Source organism: Pseudoalteromonas sp. T1lg23B (assembly GCF_002964665.1).
GTDB lineage: Bacteria > Pseudomonadota > Gammaproteobacteria > Enterobacterales > Alteromonadaceae > Pseudoalteromonas.
This window is the reverse complement of record NZ_PQBZ01000034.1, coordinates 817,446-836,309: the sequence shown is the minus strand read 5'-3', so window position 1 is coordinate 836,309 and position 18,864 is coordinate 817,446. Positions and strand designations below refer to the sequence as shown.

Here is an 18,864-nt window from a genome sequence, read left to right as displayed (position 1 = left end):
ATAAATTTGATTTCTTATTACATTAGCCAAGCGTAACTAAATTTAGCAAAGAAGGTTTTCTCATCTTTTGTAAGTCGTGACAGATCATCATCTTGGTAGCCATTATCTGCATAACCTGCAAAGAATACAGTCTGAGGGTTCAGTTTGTATGAGTAGAGCAGTTGTGTGCTCAACCCTTTATAAGTTGCGTCAACCTCATCAATATAGTTACTGACATTTCTGTCTATATCAGTATAGATAACAGCGATACGTAAATAACTATTAATATTGAATTGATAGGTCAAACGGGCATCGGTCAGATTTGCGGTGTACACCTTTGCGCCATCGGCATCTAATGTTTCGTAACTATGTCTAAAGTTCACCTCAAAGTGTTTACCCAAATTTAGATTGATAACAGGTCGTGCAAAATACATTTTCCCAACGCGATTGTTTGCAAGGTCCACCTTATTTCCGGTTCTTAAATTCAGTCCTGCAAACAGCCCTGAAACAGGTTTAATCTCCATGTAGGTCCAGAGCACATTTTCAGAAAATATGTCGCTATTGTTGTCTATTTTTAGGCTGGCTTTGTTGTGTCTTAAACCTCTACGGTTTCTATGTTCAACACCAAAATCAATAAAGCTTTGCAGAGGTCCATCAATGGCTAGATTAGTTTGGATCTCTTTTTCTAATAAGTCTCCGTCATCATTATGGGTGATATCCCAATCGGTATACCAGCGAGCTCGGTTCCACCAATTGTCTTGCTCACCGTACCAACGGTATTCAAAGCCAGTCAAAAATTTATTGAAATCAACCTGAGACATAAAGCCCATGTCGGCTCTAAGATCAGCTCCAAAGCTTTGGTAGCTGGTGAACGCACGCCAATGTTTGGTGTTGTGCTCGTAATCAACAAGATATCCCAAACCATTCAAATCATCCTGCTCTAACACGCGCAAAACACTTTCATTGTAATCGCAGTCTTGGTCTGCGGAGCATGTTTCAGTGGGGAAGGTGGCGCAATCTCCTTCGTCGCCATCACACAGCTCCTGCACGAACGCTTGGCTGTAATTGGTGTTGGAGCCAAGTATCTGAAGGTTAAAGGTATCACTGGCCGTGGGCTGGTATTTAGTGTCAAAACTCACGACCTGATTTTTGTAGCCATCACTGTCTCTTAGAGTCGCTGTAGAACCAACTGATAAGCCATCACTCATATCAAAGCGGTAGCGAAGTGCAGCATTGTTACTCTTTTGTTCCAAAGAGACGATGCTTGACCCGAGGTTGCCAGGCACCATGACATTAAGGTGTTCGTCATTGGTAACAAATAAGCCATAGGTATGGCCCGATTTACTGCCTGATAATTTTACACCGTAATCAGGTGCCGCAATGTTTCTGGTATGGATCAAATTTAAATGTGAAGAGAAGTAGTCGGCGTTATCTAAAAAGAATGCGCGTTTTTCTGGGAAAAATAAGCTGAAGCTGTCGTTGACACTTAGCTGACCAGTGTCAGCTTCCACTTGCGAAAAGTCCGGATTCAGCGTGGCATTCAATGTGGTGTCGGGAGTGATAGCCCATTTTAAGTCTAAACTCGGATCAGTACTGTCGCTATCTTCCCAATCGGCGATATCACTACCATCAATGTCTCGTGTTTGAGATTTGCTTAACACCAGTGAAGGAATAACGGCAATGTTATTGCCTTGTTTGGCAGATTCAAAGCCTGTGTACTGAGGCATTTGACAGATCCAACAGTTATTAGCGTGTGAGATCTGCATGCTGGAAAGCCTTAATCTTTGATCTCTTGGTAAAAATCGCAAAAACTCCATTGCCATTTGTTTAACTTGCTTGGAATCATCGAAATTAAGGACACGTAAAGGAATTTCTATTTCAACGTTATAGCCTTGTTCATGTATGACCCCAGCGCTGTCCCAGATACCATTCCAAGAGTTGTTTTCATTCTTGGTTAATTCATCTTCAATTGAATCTTGTTGTACACCCAGTGGATTAATAAAAAACTGGTAAGCGCTACGTTTATTGTTAAAAGAGTCAATCTTGATACCAACTAGATCATCATTCCAAGCACGGTCTCTATCTCGAAAGAATGCGCGGATCAGCTCTGGGTTCGGGTCGTCCGCTTTAAATGCGACAAATAAGGACTGACCGTTTTCATAAACATAGGCTGTGGTAGTCACTGGGCTGGGTGTGTTTTCTTGCGGCCAAGTGACATTATTGATAGCGATTTGCTTGGCTTGTTGCCACACAGGGTCGTCAAGTTTACCGTCAATTATTGCTGAAGCGTCGATAAATGGGAGTGGTTCAACCGTTTCCTTGGCGCTCACACTCAAAGTAAGGAGTGAACTTAATGCGAAAATAACTTTGTTTATCATGCTGCTAAATATATCGTCATAGAGTGGGCAACTATTTAATAATATGCAGGTAATGTTAACAAACCTTTCGCGTTAGTCTGCAGTTTAATGAGTTAAATGTCCTTTACTTAGCGCATTGCCCACTTTACAACAGTTTACATTCAATGTTCAGCCATTGGTGGCAATTGCGCTATAAAACGTGATACAACAACGCATCGTTTTAGTTAGAGAAGTATTATGTCGTTAATTCTTAAACTTATTGCTGGTATTTTGGGTGGTATTGTCGCTGGTCTCTATTTACCAATGGGGCTGGTTGAGCTGTTATATACCGCTAAAGTGATAATAGGCCAACTAATTAGCTTTACTATTCCTTTGATTATTCTATTTTTTATTGCGTCTGGTATTGCCGGATTACCAAAAGGGTCTGGTCACTTGCTTGGTAAAACCGTCGGGTTTGCATATGGCTCGACTATCATTGCCGGTACACTTGCTGTAATTTTGGTCAATGCGTTTATTCCTTTTTTCGACGGCGCGTTGAGTTATGAAGCCACATCAGCAATAGAAGTAAAAAGCTATATTAACGTTGAGATCCCTCCATTAATGGGCGTGATGACCGCGTTAGCAACGGCTTTTATCTTTGGTATCGGGATCAGCCAATTAAATCTGACGACACTAAAGGAAGTCACTGATCAGGGCAGGGATGTGATTGACGCGTTATTGGCTAAAGTGATCATTCCAGCACTGCCTTTTTACATTGCTGGTGTGTTTGCTGAAATGGCGGTAGCAGGTACGGTTGTTGATACGCTTAGTACTTTTGGTATCGTTTTGGTAGCGGCTATTGTTATGCATTGGTTGTGGTTGACGGTGTTGTATGTAGGAAGTGGTATTTTGCTTAAGCGTAGCCCTGCAGAGCTAATCAAAAATATGCTTCCTGCTTATTTTACGGCGATAGGTACTATGTCTAGTGCTGCTACTATTCCAGTATCATTGAGAGCCAGTAAAGCCAATGGTGTGAATGATGAAGTTGCGAACTTTTCAGTGCCTTTATGTGCAACCATTCATTTATCAGGGTCAACGATCACAATTGTCACCTGTGCCATGGCGGTCATGCTCCTTTCGCCAACTATGGCCGTTCCGTCATTAATACAAATGTTGCCATTCATTTTTATGTTGGGAGTGGTGATGATAGCAGCGCCCGGTGCTCCTGGTGGTGCGGTGATGTCTGCTTTAGGGTTACTTACCTCTATGCTGGGTTTCAACGAAGCGGCTGTAGCCTTGATGATTGCGCTGTATCTGGCACAAGATAGTTTTGGCACAGCTTGTAATGTAACCGGTGATGGTGTGATAGCACTTTGGGTGAATCGCTTTTCGCAGCGCGCATAACCGTAAATATTGCACTAAACTCAAAGGTGATTGAGATGTCACCCTTGGGTGATCATTTTGTAAACAATACACGTTTTTTGTGTGTGAAAATTTATTTATTTATATATTTCTATGGTAATCTGGGTAGGTTGTGATTTAAAGTCACAGGGCCGAGGTAACAGTGAGGGGATGTACTATTGATTAACGTACTTTTAGTTGATGATCATGAACTTGTGAGAACAGGTATTAAACGTATATTGGATGATGTGCGTGGCTTTAAAGTGGTCGGAGAGGCTAAAACTGGTGAAGAGGCGGTGGCATTTTGTCGTCAAAGTGAACCAGACATTGTGTTAATGGATATGAACATGCCTGGCATTGGTGGATTAGAAGCGACAAAAAAGATATGTCGCTATTGCCCAGATGTTAAGGTGATTGTATTAACCGTTCACTGCGAGGATCCTTTTCCAAGCAAAGTAATGCAGATTGGTGCACACGGTTATTTGACCAAGGGCGCAGGCCCAGATGAAATGATCAACGCGATTCGCGCTGTTAACGCGGGACAACGCTATATTGCACCAGAAATCGCTCAGCAAATTGCGTTGGCTCAGTTTAGTGGTCGTAATGATGAGAATCCCTTTCAGTCGTTGTCTGAGCGTGAACTACAGATCATGCTGATGATCACCAAAGGTGAGAAAGCCCAAGACATTGCTGAACGACTGAATTTAAGCTCCAAAACCGTCAATAGCTATCGCTATAGAATGTTTGAAAAGCTTAACGTGGGCGGCGATGTAGAGTTAACACACCTCGCAATTCGTCATAAAATGATAGACATTGATACTACACACTAACCTATCATTTAGATGGCCGTATTTGATCACAAAGCATTTCTCAAAACCTTGAGCACAGAGCCTGGTGTTTATCGTATGTATGACGACGAGCATCAGGTCATTTATGTGGGTAAGGCTAAAAACCTCAAAAAACGTGTTTCGAGTTATTTTCGCGCTAACATTCCTGACAGCAAAACTCGCGTTCTTGTTAGTAATATCTGTAATATTGAAGTAACTCTTACCAACACAGAAACAGAAGCGCTACTGTTAGAAAATAATTTAATAAAGAAATATCAACCTAGATATAATATCTTACTTCGAGACGATAAGTCTTATCCTTACATATTTTTGAGTGGTCACAAGCATCCTCGGTTGGCATTTCATCGTGGTGCGAGAAAATATAAAGGTGAATATTTTGGGCCTTTCCCAAGTAGTGCTGCGGTTTCTGAAAGCTTGCGTTTGATGCAAAAGATTTTCCCTGTTCGTCAATGTGAAGATGTTTATTATCGAGCGCGAAGCCGTCCATGTTTGCAGTATCAGTTAAAGCGTTGTAGCGCGCCTTGTGTTGGTAAGGTATCAGATGAAGACTATTTCGATCAGGTTGATCTGGTGCGTCAATTTCTCAATGGTAAATCACAGCAGGTGATTGCGAAGCTAGTAGCGCGTATGGAAACTGCCAGTATGGCACTGAATTTTGAATTGGCAGCAAAGTATCGCGATCAAATTGCATTATTGAGACAGATGCAGGAACAACAATCAATTGCTGGTAATTTTGCCGAAATGGATGTCATTGGTTTTGTGCAGCAAAATGGTTTATGCGCGATACATATGCTGATGATCCGTGAACATAAAGTACTGGGCACCAAAACATATTTTCCTAAAGTGCCTAAAGATTCACTGCAAGATGAAATACTCACCTCGTTTATCGGGCAGTATTATCTCAGTGGTGGTACGCATAGCCGTATTGCGAAAGAAATTATTTTGCCTTTTGCATTGCAAGAACAAGAAGAGCTGGCTTGCGCTTTAAGTGAAGTAGCACAACGAAAAGTGATATTTAGAGCACAGGTACGTTCAGAACGAGCGCAATATCTCGCATTGGCGAATAAAAATGCGCTAAATAGCATTACTGTAAAACAAAGCGCTCAAGATTCTATTAACAAACGCTATGCTCTACTCAAAGAAGCACTGCAAATGAGTGATATACAAAGAATGGAATGTTTTGATATCAGTCATACCATGGGTGAGAATACTGTGGCATCGTGTGTGGTATTTGATGCGCAAGGACCAAATAACAAGGAATATCGCCGCTACAATGTGACGGGGGTGACGCCGGGAGATGATTATGCAGCCATGGATTTTGCGCTGAATAAGCGATATGGAAAGTTACAGGATGAAACTAAAGTGCCTGATGTCATTTTTATAGATGGAGGGAAGGGACAACTGGGCCGAGCAGAAGCTTTTTTTGCTGATTGGTCGTTAGATAAGTTACCATTACTCGTCGGTGTTGCCAAAGGCACAAGTCGTAAGCCCGGCTTAGAGACATTATTAATTGATGGTGGGCGTAGAACGGTTAATTTAGACAGTGACTCTCCGGCGTTACATTTAATTCAGCACATCAGGGATGAATCGCACCGCTTCGCTATCGCAGGACATCGTAACAAAAGACAAAAGCAGCGCACTCAGTCCGTATTGGAAGAAATTGAAGGTGTTGGTCTTAAGCGTCGTCAAGCGCTTTTAAAATATTTAGGTGGAATGCAAGGGGTGAAGTCCGCTAGTATCCATCAGCTAAAGCAAGTTCCCGGGATCAGTCCTAAAACGGCTGAAAAGATATTTAACCATTTGCATGACAAAGCTTAAGCATTCATGCGAACATAAAGAAAAAGACCTCACTAAGTAGTTATGTGGAATATTCCAAACACACTTACAACATTTAGGTTGTTACTCATTCCTGTATTTGCAGTGTTATTTTATTTGCCTTACTCATGGGCATTTTTTGCAGCTGCATTCATTTTTTGGCTCGCCTCTGTAACCGATATTCTTGATGGCTACCTGGCTCGTAAACTAGAGCAATCAACACCTTTTGGAGCATTCTTAGACCCAGTTGCTGATAAGGTGATGGTGAGTGTTGCTCTGGTCATGCTTGCGACTTACTACCAAAATTATTTCGTGACCGCGGCGGCGATCATTATCATCAGCCGTGAAATTGTTATCTCGGCACTTAGAGAGTGGATGGCTGAACTGGGCAAGCGTGACGATGTTGCGGTATCTTCGCTTGGTAAATTTAAAACGGCTGCACAAATGCTCGCCATTATAGGTTTGATTTGGCAATACGCACCTTGGATGATTAATTTAAGCTATGCGTTATTGGCCGTGGCCACGTTATTAACTGTCACGTCAATGGTTGCTTATTTACATGCAGCGAAGGCAGAATTGACCAAATCTTAACTCGAAGTGCTTATTAACACATCAGTTTAGATAAATTTTGAACAAACGATTAAAAACATTCATTTTTTATATTGACGCGTTTCGTAACTTCTGTAGAATGCGTCCGTGTTGAGAGGGCAGCACGCCTTTGATGTTAAAGATTGCGAGTATAACTCAGCTGAAATTAGAAAGACGCGACCAAGCTTCTTAATGATTTCAACTCAGTAAAGCGCATTTAAAGATGCGAGTATAGCTCAGCTGGTAGAGCGCGACCTTGCCAAGGTCGAGGTCACGAGTTCGAACCTCGTTACTCGCTCCAATCTTTAATCAAGTCGGCGGAATGGCAGAGTGGCTATGCAGCGGATTGCAAATCCGTCTACCTCGGTTCGACTCCGGGTTCCGCCTCCATATCTCAACACTCCACATGCGAAAGCAAACCCGATGCCCGGGTGGTGGAATTGGTAGACACAAGGGATTTAAAATCCCTCGCTGGTAACAGCGTGCCGGTTCAAGTCCGGCCCCGGGCACCATTTAGATTAGAGATGTATCTCAAAAAGATGCGAGTATAGCTCAGCTGGTAGAGCGCGACCTTGCCAAGGTCGAGGTCACGAGTTCGAACCTCGTTACTCGCTCCAATCTAACGCTTTAGCATAAGACCCGATGCCCGGGTGGTGGAATTGGTAGACACAAGGGATTTAAAATCCCTCGCTGGTAACAGCGTGCCGGTTCAAGTCCGGCCCCGGGCACCATTTGATTGCGAGTATAGCTCAGCTGAAATTAGAAAGACGCGACCAAGCTTCTTAATAACTTCAACTGATTAAAACGCATAAGTGATGCGAGTATAGCTCAGCTGGTAGAGCGCGACCTTGCCAAGGTCGAGGTCACGAGTTCGAACCTCGTTACTCGCTCCAATCAAATATCAGGTCCTCTTTTTGAAGTTTGCGAGCACAGCTCAGTTGAAATTCGATTAATTCTTCAACTGATTAAAAGCGCATTAGTGATGCGAGTATAGCTCAGCTGGTAGAGCGCGACCTTGCCAAGGTCGAGGTCACGAGTTCGAACCTCGTTACTCGCTCCAAACTTTCGATAAGACGGCGGAATGGCAGAGTGGCCATGCAGCGGATTGCAAATCCGTCTACCTCGGTTCGACTCCGGGTTCCGCCTCCATTTATCACACTCTCCACACGCGAAAGCAACCCGATGCCCGGGTGGTGGAATTGGTAGACACAAGGGATTTAAAATCCCTCGCTGGTAACAGCGTGCCGGTTCAAGTCCGGCCCCGGGCACCATTTTAAAATTTTCTCAACGACTCTATTAAACACACATTTACTTCACACGATGCAATCTTGTCAGCGGTGTTTTTATATCAGATGACATTTAGCAGGTGAGTGAGGGTGAGCGCTTGTTGTAATCATGCAACGTGTCTACTGTTATTTGAAAAATTGCGATCACTTAATTTATAGGTCACTTCGCAATGCCTCAATGTCGATTATTAGTCTGTGGCCCATAGGTTTAGGGGAGCTGCTACTACACGTACATAGCAGCACCGTTTGTCTATTTTTATCGCTTATGAAATGGCAGATCTCCTACACACATACTATTGATGGGGGCACTGTGGCGCAGCGCCACGGTATTTGCTGCGGTGTTAGCTAAAAATACTGTCTGTGCCCCTTCGGTAAAGCTGTCGTTATGAATACACTGAGGGCGAATCGCCAGCGCACTGCCGTTGAGTGGAATTTCAAACATGGTGAAATGATACTGCTCGCTGGTGACGGTGCGGAAATAGTCATCCTCTTGCTGTGTATCAACTCTGCGACCTAACAAAATACGTGAAATTGTATGTTGTCCAAATACGGGGTCTTTACCTTGAGCTGGCAGCCAGATGTGTGGAAAAGGGTGGTGTTCAACAAACAAACCACCTCCTTTTGTGGGTCCGAACTGATACTCAGTCACGTACTGTGGCAGCTTTTGGTCATATTGGATGCCCCACAGGTCTTGATTAAATCCTAGTGCAAACTCTTCTTCGGGTTCAAGTAGCTTACCGCCATAATATGCGAGCGTCCTATTAAAATGATCTTGAGACTCTTTACTGTCACCATAGCGCAACAGCGGAAAATGCAACTCATCCACATCACAAATCAACTGGCCCGTACTACCAAATACATTAGCTGAGCCATCAAGGCCGGTAATGCCAGCTCCGTCTACCGCAGCGGTCCAAAAGCCATTGACGAGCAAGGCATGTTCACGCGAGGGGGGACGATGTGTGTATTCTCTGTGTAGCCTATTTAGGTGTTTGATGAGGGTTTCAGTTTCATTTGTTGCTGCGCGTTTGCTAGGTACTACCTGATTATGGGCATTGATATCCAAATGCACGAAGGTTCCTGAACGTATAGGGCCAAATAGGCCCGTGGTGGTCAGCAGCATCTCACCACCTGCATCACGATTTAAAACGGCTCCATTTAAGAAATCAAAGTTATCATCTAAGTCTCTATCTGATACACCTTGTGTGACATTTTTCCAACGGGCTTCTTTCATCTGGCTTGCTCTGTAATCGCTCAGGGTTTCTCCAGCGAGGGCACTCACAGTTTTAACGGTAACATGCGACATTTGCTTCTCCTTAGGCTTAGCTTATGGGTTATACCACCCGCCCATGGGCTATTGAAACCCAATAGGCAATGGCAAGTACTGCAATTAAAGTACAAAATATAGCTATCTGATATTACTGCTTGTTACATGCATCTAGCCGGTCATGGCACGGGATTAAAATGTCCATACCAAATGCAGCTGGGGCGATGACTCGTTGACTGAGGTCCCCAGTTTGTTTCGCCAAACCTGCCACTCAACACCTAACATTAGGATGTCGCTGTTGTGACCCAGTGCATTGCCCAAGTCCCACTGAAATGCCATTTGCGCCAGTATCCAGTCATTAACGTATTTTCCTGTTTCATCACGTCTTGAGCCAATGTATTCAGCGTGGCCAGTAAAGTAGAATTTTTGTGCTCCTAGCTGATAGGGATACCCCCATGCTAAATCGAGCATAAAGGTATTATTGGTTTGCGGGACACCTTGCTTAGCCAAACCTGCATTATCATCAAAGTAGCCCGTGAATGTGGTAGTCAGAAATTTGAATCCAGGAATATCCCAACTGAGTTTTATGCCCGGTAAGTACTTCATCACCTTAGTATCATCACCGGCATTAACGCCCAGAACAAAGCCCATATCTTTCAATCGCCAAAAGTTATAGTTCCAGTTAAATAGAGTCTTAGTGCTGAAAGTAACATAAGCTTCTGTGTAGATATCACCGTCATTAAAGCCGTCAGGGTGATCATCATCCAAATAGTCGATAAAAAAGAAAATATCACCAAATTCATGAGCAGAAGCATGTTGTAGAGAGAGGATATCGGTTATGGATTCTTGTTTAGAAAAAGGTTGGATGAGTTTCCCGCGGTTAATGTGGAGCTGCGTTTTACTCCAATAAGCAGCATAAGACACTGATGAAAAAGAAAATAGTACTAAACCGAGAGTGCAGAGCAAGACTTTATAATTCATACATATCCTTGAGTCTAGGTGTATTGTTGTATGAATTATAGACAATGCGCTCGCAAACGGAGCGCATTTGTGCGATGAGAAATTAGGCTTTGTTTCTGCGTAAGCAGATAACGGTGATGGCAGTGAACGCAAGAATAAAGCAGTAGAATGATGAGGTTGACACATCCCACGGGCTGATCTTAAAGGTAGCGCCCAATAACAAAGCTTGTGCACCATAAGGCAACGAGCCTTGCATGACGCAGGCGAAAATATCCAGCAAGCTTGCAGAGCGTTTGCCACTTATCTGGCCATCATCAGCTAGTTTTTTAGCCACAGGCCCTGCAACAATGATACTGACCGTATTATTGGCAATACATAGATTGCTGACTAAAACCAATGCGGCAATTCCCAGCTGATCGGCTACTTTTCGATGCCATTTAGCCACAATAGAGGTTAATTTCTGGATTTTTAATGCGAGGTAATCTAAACCACCGTTGATGCGAATAAATTCAGACAGGCCACCAATGAACATTGATAGCAAGAAAATCTCCTGCATGTCACTGAAACCTTTATATACGTCTTTTGCAAAGCTTCCGGCTTGATAATCTCCCGTAAAACCCATCGCAGCGGCAAATACAATACCACTGAATAGCACAACAAAGACGTTCAGTCCTGCTACTGCCAGTACCAGAATAAAAATGTACGGTAATACAAGCAGCCATTCAAAAGGTTTAGCATCGACGACTTGAGGTTCTGGGGTTAAGAATAGTAATAACAAGACTGTTAGGATTGCGGCTGGTAACGCAATTTTTAGGTTCTCTCTAAACTTATCCTTCATTTCACAGCCTTGGGTGCGTGTAGCGGCAATGGTGGTGTCTGAGATAATCGATAGGTTGTCGCCAAACATAGCACCAGAGACTATGGTACCGGCCATAAGGGCTGGATCAATACCCGTTTTCAACGACACCGCATAGGCAATCGGCCCAATCGCACCTATGGTTCCCATTGAGGTTCCCATTGCGGTTGACACAACTGCTGAGATTAAAAATAAACCAGGCAGTAAGAATGATGCTGGAATAAATGATAACCCCGCATTGACTACGGCATCAACACCACCCGTTGCACCCGCTACGGCAGAAAAGGCTCCTGCGAGTAGGTAAATCAAACACATGGTGATAATGTTGTTGTGTCCCGCGCCCTTTATAAACGTTTCGACACTGTTATTAATACTACCTTTGTTAATTAAGAAAGCGACGACTATCGCAGGTAAGATAGCAACGGGTGCTGGTAACTGATAAAACGCATAATCAACCCCTTGGGATTGAAGGTATAACCCCGCGCCGAGGAAAAGCCCGACAAAAACAAGTAAGGGTAATAGCGATAGCTTCGCATGTAGAGTGTTTGGCTGCATTGTGCTCCCCAAAATTAAATACCACAGCCAGAGATCCTTTATTAGCTGTATTTAAACTTCAAACGCCCGCAATAAGTAAATCGGCGAAAGCTGGAAGTTTATACATTTAGACGTCCAAAGTCTACGGTATTCTGTTATTATTGTTCTTTCACTGACTATGGCATAGAGAATTGATAAACTCTATAGCCTAGAACAATAAGCTAACCTTTTCAGATCGAGTTAAGACATGGATAAAATTGGAATTTTTGGTGCTAATGGCCGTATGGGTCTGGCGTTAGTAGAGGCGTGTACTCAAGCAAGTAACACTGATATTGCTGCCGCAGCGGTGCGTTCAGGTTCAGAATTGCTGGGTACTTTGGTCAGTAGTAAGCAGCCATGTGCGCCAGAAACTTTAGTTTTCACTGACGAGGAACTTCTGGTGCAAACTGGTGCTAATGTACTTATCGACTTTACTTTACCAGAAGGTATGAAGCGCCATTTACAGCTTGCTGTCTCAAATAAATTGCCTATGGTAATTGGCACAACCGGCTTAACTGCTGAGGATATGGCGTTGTTGAAAGACGCAGCACAGCATATTCCAATTGTTTTTGCTCGCAACTTTAGCGTGGGTGTGACCTTATTATTGGATTTAGTAAAAACGGCTGCCACTAAGTTAGCAGATGAACTGGATATTGAAATATTCGAAGCGCATCACAGGAATAAAATAGATGCTCCGTCTGGCACGGCACTGGCAATTGGTGAAGCGATTGCTGAGGCAAAAGGGTGGGATCATGAGCAAGTAGCGCGATATGACCGCACAGCAGTCGAGCAGGCCAAATCTCAAAATGAGATCGGTTATTCGGTGCTCAGAGCTGGAGATATAGTAGGTGAACATACGGCTTATTTCGCAACTATGGGCGAAAGGCTTGAATTAACTCACAAAGCGACATCTCGTCTGACCTTTGCGTCTGGTGCAGTAAGGGCTGCGAAGTGGTTGAGAAATAAACCAAATGGACTTTATGACATGCAAGATGTGCTCGGATTGAAGTAGTAAACATACTTTTTTAGCGCTTTCGTGAATTTTTTTTATAAAAAGCACTATTTCTAATGTTTTTGTTGCTTGGGTTAGACGAATCTATGAAATTGCTGTAGACTATAACGAATTTGCCAAAAATTAATAACTGCGTGTTACCAAGCGCTTTGTGAACGGGATGAAAAGCGTTGTAGCTTGCTCCCGTTTTTTACCATTAGGAGGTTAACTTGACTAAATCCGCCCTGTTAGTCCTAGAAGACGGCACAGTGTTTCGCGGTACTGCTATCGGTGCTGACGGTATGTCAGTCGGTGAAGTAGTATTCAATACGTCTATGACTGGTTATCAAGAAATCTTGACTGACCCGTCTTATGCGGAACAAATCGTAACGCTGACTTACCCGCACATCGGTAATACCGGTACTAACAGTGAAGACGAAGAAGCGGACCAGATCTGGGCGAAAGGCCTAGTGATCCGTGATTTGCCTTTGCTAGCCAGTAATTTCCGTAACGAGCAATCGTTAAGCGACTATCTAAAAGCTCGAAATATTCTAGGAATTGCTGATATAGACACTCGTAAATTGACACGTATCTTACGTGACAAGGGCGCACAGAATGGCTGTATCATTGCAGGTGACTCACTTGATGAGAATCAAGCACTAGAAGCAGCAAAAGCGTTCCCAGGTTTGAAGGGCATGGATTTAGCCAAAGTAGTGTGTACTAAAGAGCAGTACACTTGGAAAGAGTCAAGCTGGACACTTGGCGAGGGTTATAAGACCCTTACGGCAGAACAAGAAAGATTTCACGTAGTTGCTTATGACTTCGGCGTTAAGAAAAACATCTTACGCATGTTAGTTGACCGCGGCTGTAAACTTACCGTAGTGCCTGCAGAAACCTCCGCTGCAGACGTGTTGGCACTAAATCCAGACGGTATCTTCCTTTCAAATGGCCCTGGCGACCCTGAGCCATGTACTTACGCCATTGAAGCGATTAAAGCATTTTTAGAAACAAACACACCTATTTTTGGTATCTGTTTAGGTCACCAACTACTGGCGCTTGCTTCGGGTGCAAAAACAGTAAAAATGAAGTTTGGCCACCACGGTGGTAACCATCCAGTTAAAGACCTAGACCGTAATGTGGTAATGATCACTGCGCAAAACCACGGCTTTGCCGCTGATGAAGCCAGCTTACCTGAGACATTACGAGCCACTCACGTATCGTTGTTTGATGGTACATTGCAAGGTATTCACCGTACAGACAAGCCAGCATTTAGCTTCCAGGGTCACCCTGAAGCCAGCCCTGGCCCGCATGATGCGGCACCGTTGTTTGACCATTTCATTGACCTAATGCAAGCCCATAAAGCTTAAGAGAGCGGAGTAACAATGCCAAAACGTACTGATATAAAAAGCATTCTTATCTTAGGCGCAGGCCCAATCGTTATTGGTCAGGCGTGTGAGTTCGACTACTCAGGTGCACAAGCTTGTAAAGCGCTAAGAGAAGAAGGCTATCGAGTTATTCTCGTAAACTCAAACCCAGCAACTATCATGACAGACCCTGAAATGGCCGATGCGACATATATCGAGCCAATCCATTGGGAAGTGGTAGAAAAAATCATTGAAAAAGAAAAGCCGGACGCGGTATTGCCAACCATGGGCGGTCAAACTGCACTAAACTGTGCGCTTGATTTAGACAAGCACGGTGTGTTGGCCAAGCATGGTGTTGAGTTGATTGGTGCTACAGCTGATGCCATCGACAAAGCAGAGAACCGTGAGCGTTTTGATGCGGCGATGAAAAATATCGGCCTTGAGTGTCCGCGTGCAGAAATCGCACACTCAATGGAAGAAGCGCATGATGTTTTATCTCGCATTGGCTTCCCATGTATAATTCGTCCGTCATTCACCATGGGCGGTACCGGTGGTGGTGTTGCATACAACCAAGAAGAATTCGATGAAATCTGTACTCGCGGGTTAGACTTATCTCCAACAAGCGAGCTTTTGATTGATGAAAGCTTAATCGGTTGGAAAGAGTATGAAATGGAAGTGGTTCGCGACAAGAACGACAACTGTATCATCGTTTGTTCAATCGAAAACTTTGACCCAATGGGTGTTCACACCGGTGACTCAATCACCGTTGCACCAGCGCAAACCCTGACGGATAAAGAATACCAAATCATGCGTAATGCTTCGATGGCGGTATTGCGTGAAATCGGTGTTGAAACCGGTGGTTCAAACGTTCAGTTTGGTGTTAACCCAGTTGACGGTCGTATGGTTATCATCGAGATGAACCCACGTGTATCTCGCTCTTCGGCGCTTGCGTCTAAAGCGACTGGTTTCCCTATCGCTAAAATTGCAGCCAAGCTTGCGGTTGGTTACACACTAGACGAGTTACAAAACGACATTACGGGCGGCGCGACACCTGCATCGTTTGAACCTTCGATTGACTACGTTGTTACTAAGATCCCACGTTTTAACTTTGAAAAGTTTGCTGGTGCGAATGACCGCTTGACGACTCAGATGAAGTCAGTGGGTGAAGTGATGGCGATTGGTCGTAACCAACAAGAATCATTGCACAAAGCGTTACGTGGTTTGGAAGTTGGCGCAACGGGTTTCAACCCAATCGTTGCGCTGGATGACCCAAAAGCAAAAGAAACCATTATTCGTGAACTACGCGAGCCAGGTGCCGAGCGTATTTGGTACGTTGCTGACGCAATGCGTCACGGCATGAGCGTTGAAGATGTCTTTGAATTAACTAAGATTGACCCTTGGTACTTAGTACAAATCGAAGACATCATCAAAGATGAAACAACAATTGCTGAAGTGGGTATGGCTGGTCTGAACAAAGACTTCCTGCGTCGCTTAAAGCGTAAAGGTTTTGCTGATGCACGTATCGCAGAAATCGCAGGTGTGTCTGAAGGTGAAATCCGTAAAAAGCGTCACCAGCTAGATATCGTGCCAGTCTATAAGCGTGTTGATACCTGTGCCGCAGAATTTAGCTCTGATACCGCTTACATGTATTCGACTTACGATGAAGAGTGTGAAGCGAACCCATCAGATAAAGACAAAATCATGGTTATCGGTGGCGGTCCAAACCGTATCGGCCAAGGTATTGAGTTTGACTACTGCTGCGTACACGCGGCGCTTGCGATGCGTGAAGATGGTTATGAAACTATCATGGTTAACTGTAACCCTGAGACTGTATCTACAGATTACGATACCTCAGATCGCTTGTTCTTCGAACCAATCACACTGGAAGACGTACTCGAAATCGTACGTGTAGAAAAGCCAAAAGGGGTGATTGTACAGTACGGTGGTCAAACGCCACTTAAGCTAGCTCGCGCACTTGAGGCGAACGGTGTTCCAATCATTGGTACTTCACCGGATGCAATTGACCGTGCGGAAGACCGTGAGCGTTTCCAGCAGCTTGTCGAGCGTTTGAATCTTCTTCAGCCTGATAACGCGACGGTAACTTCACTTGAAGAAGCGGTCGCTAAATCTCAGGAAATTGGCTTCCCACTTGTTGTTCGTCCATCATACGTACTGGGTGGTCGCGCAATGGAAATCGTATACGACGAAGATGATTTACGTCGTTATATGACTGAAGCGGTATCTGCATCAAACGAGGCACCTGTGCTGTTAGACCGTTTCCTTGACGATGCAATCGAAGTCGACGTGGATGCTATCTGTGACGGTGAGCAAGTGATCATCGGTGGTATCATGGAGCACATCGAACAGGCGGGTGTTCACTCTGGTGACTCAGCATGTTCGCTACCAGCTCACACATTATCGCAAGAAATTCAGGATGTAATGCGCAAGCAAGTGACTGATATGGCACTTGAACTTGGCGTTGTAGGCTTGATGAACACACAGTTTGCGGTAAAAGATGGTCAAGTTTACCTCATTGAAGTGAACCCACGTGCAGCACGAACAGTACCATTTGTATCTAAAGCGACAGGCGTTGCCCTAGCAAAAGTTGCGGCACGTTGTATGGCGGGTCAATCACTCGTTAGCCAAGGCGTGACAAGCGAAGTTATCCCTCCTTATTACAGTGTAAAAGAAGTGGTGCTACCGTTTGCCAAGTTCCAAGGTGTTGACCCACTACGAGGCCCAGAGATGCGTTCGACGGGTGAAGTAATGGGTGTTGGTGAAAACTTCGCCGAAGCGTTTGCAAAAGCACAATTAGGTGCTGGTAATGCTTTACCACGCGGTGGCCGCGCGCTACTATCTGTGCGTAACAGCGACAAGTCACGTGTTGTTGAGCTTGCTAAAATCATGAAAGAAATTGGTTTTGAGCTAGACGCAACCAACGGTACAGCCAAAGCCTTAGAAGAAGCAGGCATTGAAGTACGTCGCGTGAACAAGGTATATGAAGGTCGCCCTCACATTCTTGATAGAATCAAAAATGGTGAGTATAGCTACATAGTAAATACCACTGAAGGTCCCAAGCGATCGAAGACTCGAAGGTGTTACGTCGTGGTGCATTGCAACATAAGACAAATTACACCACCACGCTTAATGCAGCATTTGCTAACTGCTCTGCACACGCAGCAGACGACAGAAACACGGTAAATTCTGTACAAGAGCTACACCAACGATTGAACTAAGGACTAAACCAGGGTTTAAAGGCCCTGGTATTAAGTGAGATACTTATGCAATCAATTCCGATGACAGTGCGAGGCGAGCAATTGCTTCGCGAAGAACTTAACCATTTAAAATCGGTGGTTCGTCCAAAAATTGTTGCCGATATCGCGGACGCCCGCGAACACGGAGACTTAAAAGAAAATGCTGAATATCACGCAGCGCGTGAGCAGCAAGGTTTTTGTGAAGGCCGTATTCAAGAAATTGAAGCGAAGCTTTCAACTTCTCAGGTGATTGATGTCACGAAAATCGAAAATAACGGTAAAGTTATTTTTGGTGCTACTGTGACTATCTGTAATGTTGAAACCGATGAAGAAGTTAAATACCGCATTGTGGGCGATGATGAAGCTGATATCAAAAATAACCTTATCTCGGTTAATTCACCAATTGCGCGTGGTTTAATCGGTAAAGAGTTAGATGACACAGCTAACATTAAAACACCGAATGGTACGGTAGAGTATGAAATCATCGAAGTTGAATATATCTAACTGAGTGCAAGTTTATAACTTAAAAGCCGGGCTGTGATGCCCGGCTTTTTATTTTGTGCCAAACACAGATATCTGGTAATCGTCTCAATGGTATGCATAAAATAAGGCTGCTAAAACTTTAAGGGTGGCTATGACAAAGCAGTTCTCTTTAGGCAACTTCAAACTGGTTGTTGCAATGTTGGTGGTTATGTGGAGTGTGCACGTATTAGCTAGTATCACAGGTATCGGATTTAGCCAATTTGGGCTTGTACCATGGGATAGCACTCGATTGTATGGCATTGTGACTTATCCATTCATCCATGGTGATTGGCAGCACCTCATAGGCAATACATTCGGTTTGTTGATCAGCGGTTACTTAGCAAGTCAGTTACCATGCTTTAAGCGTTCTACGGTGGTGATATTCGTGCTCACCGGCTTACTCGTTTGGCTATTCGCCAGCTATGCAATTCACATTGGCGCGTCGGGTATTGTGATGGGCTATTTTGGCTTTATCATGGGCAGTGCGATTTTTAGACGTAACTTATTGAGTTTTATCATTGCGCTGGCTTTGTTCGCCATCACTCAGTACTTTCAAATTAGCTTAGTGGGTACCTTGTTCTCATTTGATGAAAGTACCAGCGCATCGAGTCATTTATTTGGTTTTATTAGTGGCTGTGTTGCGGCATATATGTTCAGGAATACACTGTCATATTCAGCTAAAAAGGCAGCAAGTTAAACTTAAAAATCAGGTGTGTCGCTCGGATAAACAGCAACGCGGTGTTGGCTGTTTGCATACTGAGGGTAGAAAAGTGAGCTTATCATACCGACTAAAGGTTGTTTGGATAAGCTCATTAAAAGTGAAATCA

At 44.0% G+C, this 18,864-nt stretch carries 13 protein-coding genes and 9 tRNA genes; 18 read left to right on the top strand and 4 right to left on the bottom strand.

What is annotated here, in order from left to right; genetic code table 11:
• Positions 1 to 17: 17 nt before the first annotated feature.
• On the bottom strand, positions 18 to 2,357 hold the full coding sequence (locus C2M32_RS12235) for a carbohydrate binding family 9 domain-containing protein (protein ID WP_105168664.1): 2,340 nt from the start codon (positions 2,355 to 2,357) through the stop codon (positions 18 to 20).
• Positions 2,358 to 2,573: 216 nt separating this feature from the next.
• On the opposite strand from C2M32_RS12235, the gene C2M32_RS12230 reads away from it, so the two are divergent.
• The 13 genes from C2M32_RS12230 (at position 2,574) to C2M32_RS12170 (ending at position 8,238) form a co-directional block, all read left to right on the top strand.
• Entirely contained in the window at positions 2,574 to 3,719 is a 1,146-nt protein-coding gene (locus C2M32_RS12230) for a dicarboxylate/amino acid:cation symporter (RefSeq protein ID WP_105168663.1), read from the top strand.
• A gap of 176 nt (positions 3,720 to 3,895) precedes the next feature.
• Positions 3,896 to 4,546 carry a UvrY/SirA/GacA family response regulator transcription factor gene (gene uvrY, locus C2M32_RS12225; RefSeq protein ID WP_105168662.1) on the top strand — a complete coding sequence of 217 codons (651 nt, stop codon included), beginning with the start codon at positions 3,896 to 3,898 and terminating at the stop codon, positions 4,544 to 4,546.
• Positions 4,547 to 4,558: 12 nt separating this feature from the next.
• Positions 4,559 to 6,382, top strand: a complete 1,824-nt coding sequence (uvrC, locus tag C2M32_RS12220) for an excinuclease ABC subunit UvrC (RefSeq protein ID WP_105168661.1) — start codon at positions 4,559 to 4,561, stop codon at positions 6,380 to 6,382.
• 42 nt (positions 6,383 to 6,424) lie between these two features.
• Entirely contained in the window at positions 6,425 to 6,970 is a 546-nt protein-coding gene (gene pgsA / locus C2M32_RS12215) for a CDP-diacylglycerol--glycerol-3-phosphate 3-phosphatidyltransferase (RefSeq protein WP_105168660.1), read from the top strand.
• Positions 6,971 to 7,192: 222 nt separating this feature from the next.
• A tRNA-Gly gene (locus C2M32_RS12210) sits at positions 7,193 to 7,268 on the top strand.
• Positions 7,269 to 7,283: 15 nt separating this feature from the next.
• A tRNA-Cys gene (locus tag C2M32_RS12205) sits at positions 7,284 to 7,357 on the top strand.
• Positions 7,358 to 7,392: 35 nt separating this feature from the next.
• Positions 7,393 to 7,479 (top strand) — tRNA-Leu (locus tag C2M32_RS12200).
• A 29-nt stretch (positions 7,480 to 7,508) separates the two neighbouring features.
• A tRNA-Gly gene (locus tag C2M32_RS12195) sits at positions 7,509 to 7,584 on the top strand.
• 27 nt (positions 7,585 to 7,611) lie between these two features.
• Positions 7,612 to 7,698, top strand: a tRNA-Leu gene (locus C2M32_RS12190).
• Positions 7,699 to 7,784: 86 nt separating this feature from the next.
• Positions 7,785 to 7,860 (top strand) — tRNA-Gly (locus C2M32_RS12185).
• 91 nt (positions 7,861 to 7,951) lie between these two features.
• A tRNA-Gly gene (locus C2M32_RS12180) sits at positions 7,952 to 8,027 on the top strand.
• Positions 8,028 to 8,042: 15 nt separating this feature from the next.
• A tRNA-Cys gene (locus tag C2M32_RS12175) sits at positions 8,043 to 8,116 on the top strand.
• A 35-nt stretch (positions 8,117 to 8,151) separates the two neighbouring features.
• Positions 8,152 to 8,238: transfer RNA gene (locus C2M32_RS12170), tRNA-Leu, on the top strand.
• A gap of 271 nt (positions 8,239 to 8,509) precedes the next feature.
• Here the strand turns inward: C2M32_RS12170 and C2M32_RS12165 are convergent.
• The 3 genes from C2M32_RS12165 to C2M32_RS12155 form a co-directional block, all read right to left on the bottom strand.
• A complete protein-coding gene (locus tag C2M32_RS12165; RefSeq protein WP_105168659.1) occupies positions 8,510 to 9,556 on the bottom strand; it encodes a hypothetical protein in 1,047 nt (348 codons plus the stop codon).
• A 153-nt stretch (positions 9,557 to 9,709) separates the two neighbouring features.
• Entirely contained in the window at positions 9,710 to 10,498 is a 789-nt protein-coding gene (locus tag C2M32_RS12160; RefSeq protein WP_105168658.1) for a nucleoside-binding protein, read from the bottom strand.
• 82 nt (positions 10,499 to 10,580) lie between these two features.
• Positions 10,581 to 11,888, bottom strand: coding sequence for a Na+/H+ antiporter NhaC family protein (locus C2M32_RS12155; RefSeq protein ID WP_105168657.1), 1,308 nt, complete (start codon positions 11,886 to 11,888; stop codon positions 10,581 to 10,583).
• Positions 11,889 to 12,114: 226 nt separating this feature from the next.
• Here C2M32_RS12155 and dapB point away from each other — a divergent pair, with 226 nt between their 5' ends.
• The 5 genes from dapB (at position 12,115) to C2M32_RS12130 (ending at position 18,734) form a co-directional block, all read left to right on the top strand.
• A complete protein-coding gene (gene dapB / locus C2M32_RS12150) occupies positions 12,115 to 12,918 on the top strand; it encodes a 4-hydroxy-tetrahydrodipicolinate reductase (protein WP_105168656.1) in 804 nt (267 codons plus the stop codon).
• Positions 12,919 to 13,127: 209 nt separating this feature from the next.
• Positions 13,128 to 14,264 carry a glutamine-hydrolyzing carbamoyl-phosphate synthase small subunit gene (gene carA / locus C2M32_RS12145; protein WP_105168655.1) on the top strand — a complete coding sequence of 379 codons (1,137 nt, stop codon included), beginning with the start codon at positions 13,128 to 13,130 and terminating at the stop codon, positions 14,262 to 14,264.
• 15 nt (positions 14,265 to 14,279) lie between these two features.
• Positions 14,280 to 17,462, top strand: a complete 3,183-nt coding sequence (gene carB / locus C2M32_RS12140) for a carbamoyl-phosphate synthase large subunit (protein WP_234401287.1) — start codon at positions 14,280 to 14,282, stop codon at positions 17,460 to 17,462.
• 80 nt (positions 17,463 to 17,542) lie between these two features.
• Positions 17,543 to 18,019, top strand: coding sequence for a transcription elongation factor GreA (gene greA / locus C2M32_RS12135; protein ID WP_105168654.1), 477 nt, complete (start codon positions 17,543 to 17,545; stop codon positions 18,017 to 18,019).
• 130 nt (positions 18,020 to 18,149) lie between these two features.
• Positions 18,150 to 18,734 (top strand): rhomboid family intramembrane serine protease, encoded by a 585-nt coding sequence (locus C2M32_RS12130; RefSeq protein ID WP_105168653.1) that lies wholly within the window; start codon positions 18,150 to 18,152, stop codon positions 18,732 to 18,734.
• The last annotated feature ends 130 nt before the right edge of the window (positions 18,735 to 18,864 follow it).

Coding starts and splice junctions, on each gene's coding strand:
- C2M32_RS12160 (WP_105168658.1), bottom strand. CDS start 10,498: ATGAATTATAAAGTCTTGCTCTGCACTCTCGGTTTAGTACTATTTTCT.
- C2M32_RS12165 (WP_105168659.1), bottom strand. CDS start 9,556: ATGTCGCATGTTACCGTTAAAACTGTGAGTGCCCTCGCTGGAGAAACC.
- uvrC (WP_105168661.1), top strand. CDS start 4,559: ATGGCCGTATTTGATCACAAAGCATTTCTCAAAACCTTGAGCACAGAG.
- C2M32_RS12235 (WP_105168664.1), bottom strand. CDS start 2,357: ATGATAAACAAAGTTATTTTCGCATTAAGTTCACTCCTTACTTTGAGT.
- C2M32_RS12230 (WP_105168663.1), top strand. CDS start 2,574: ATGTCGTTAATTCTTAAACTTATTGCTGGTATTTTGGGTGGTATTGTC.
- carB (WP_234401287.1), top strand. CDS start 14,280: ATGCCAAAACGTACTGATATAAAAAGCATTCTTATCTTAGGCGCAGGC.
- C2M32_RS12155 (WP_105168657.1), bottom strand. CDS start 11,888: ATGCAGCCAAACACTCTACATGCGAAGCTATCGCTATTACCCTTACTT.
- greA (WP_105168654.1), top strand. CDS start 17,543: ATGCAATCAATTCCGATGACAGTGCGAGGCGAGCAATTGCTTCGCGAA.
- pgsA (WP_105168660.1), top strand. CDS start 6,425: ATGTGGAATATTCCAAACACACTTACAACATTTAGGTTGTTACTCATT.
- C2M32_RS12130 (WP_105168653.1), top strand. CDS start 18,150: ATGACAAAGCAGTTCTCTTTAGGCAACTTCAAACTGGTTGTTGCAATG.
- dapB (WP_105168656.1), top strand. CDS start 12,115: ATGGATAAAATTGGAATTTTTGGTGCTAATGGCCGTATGGGTCTGGCG.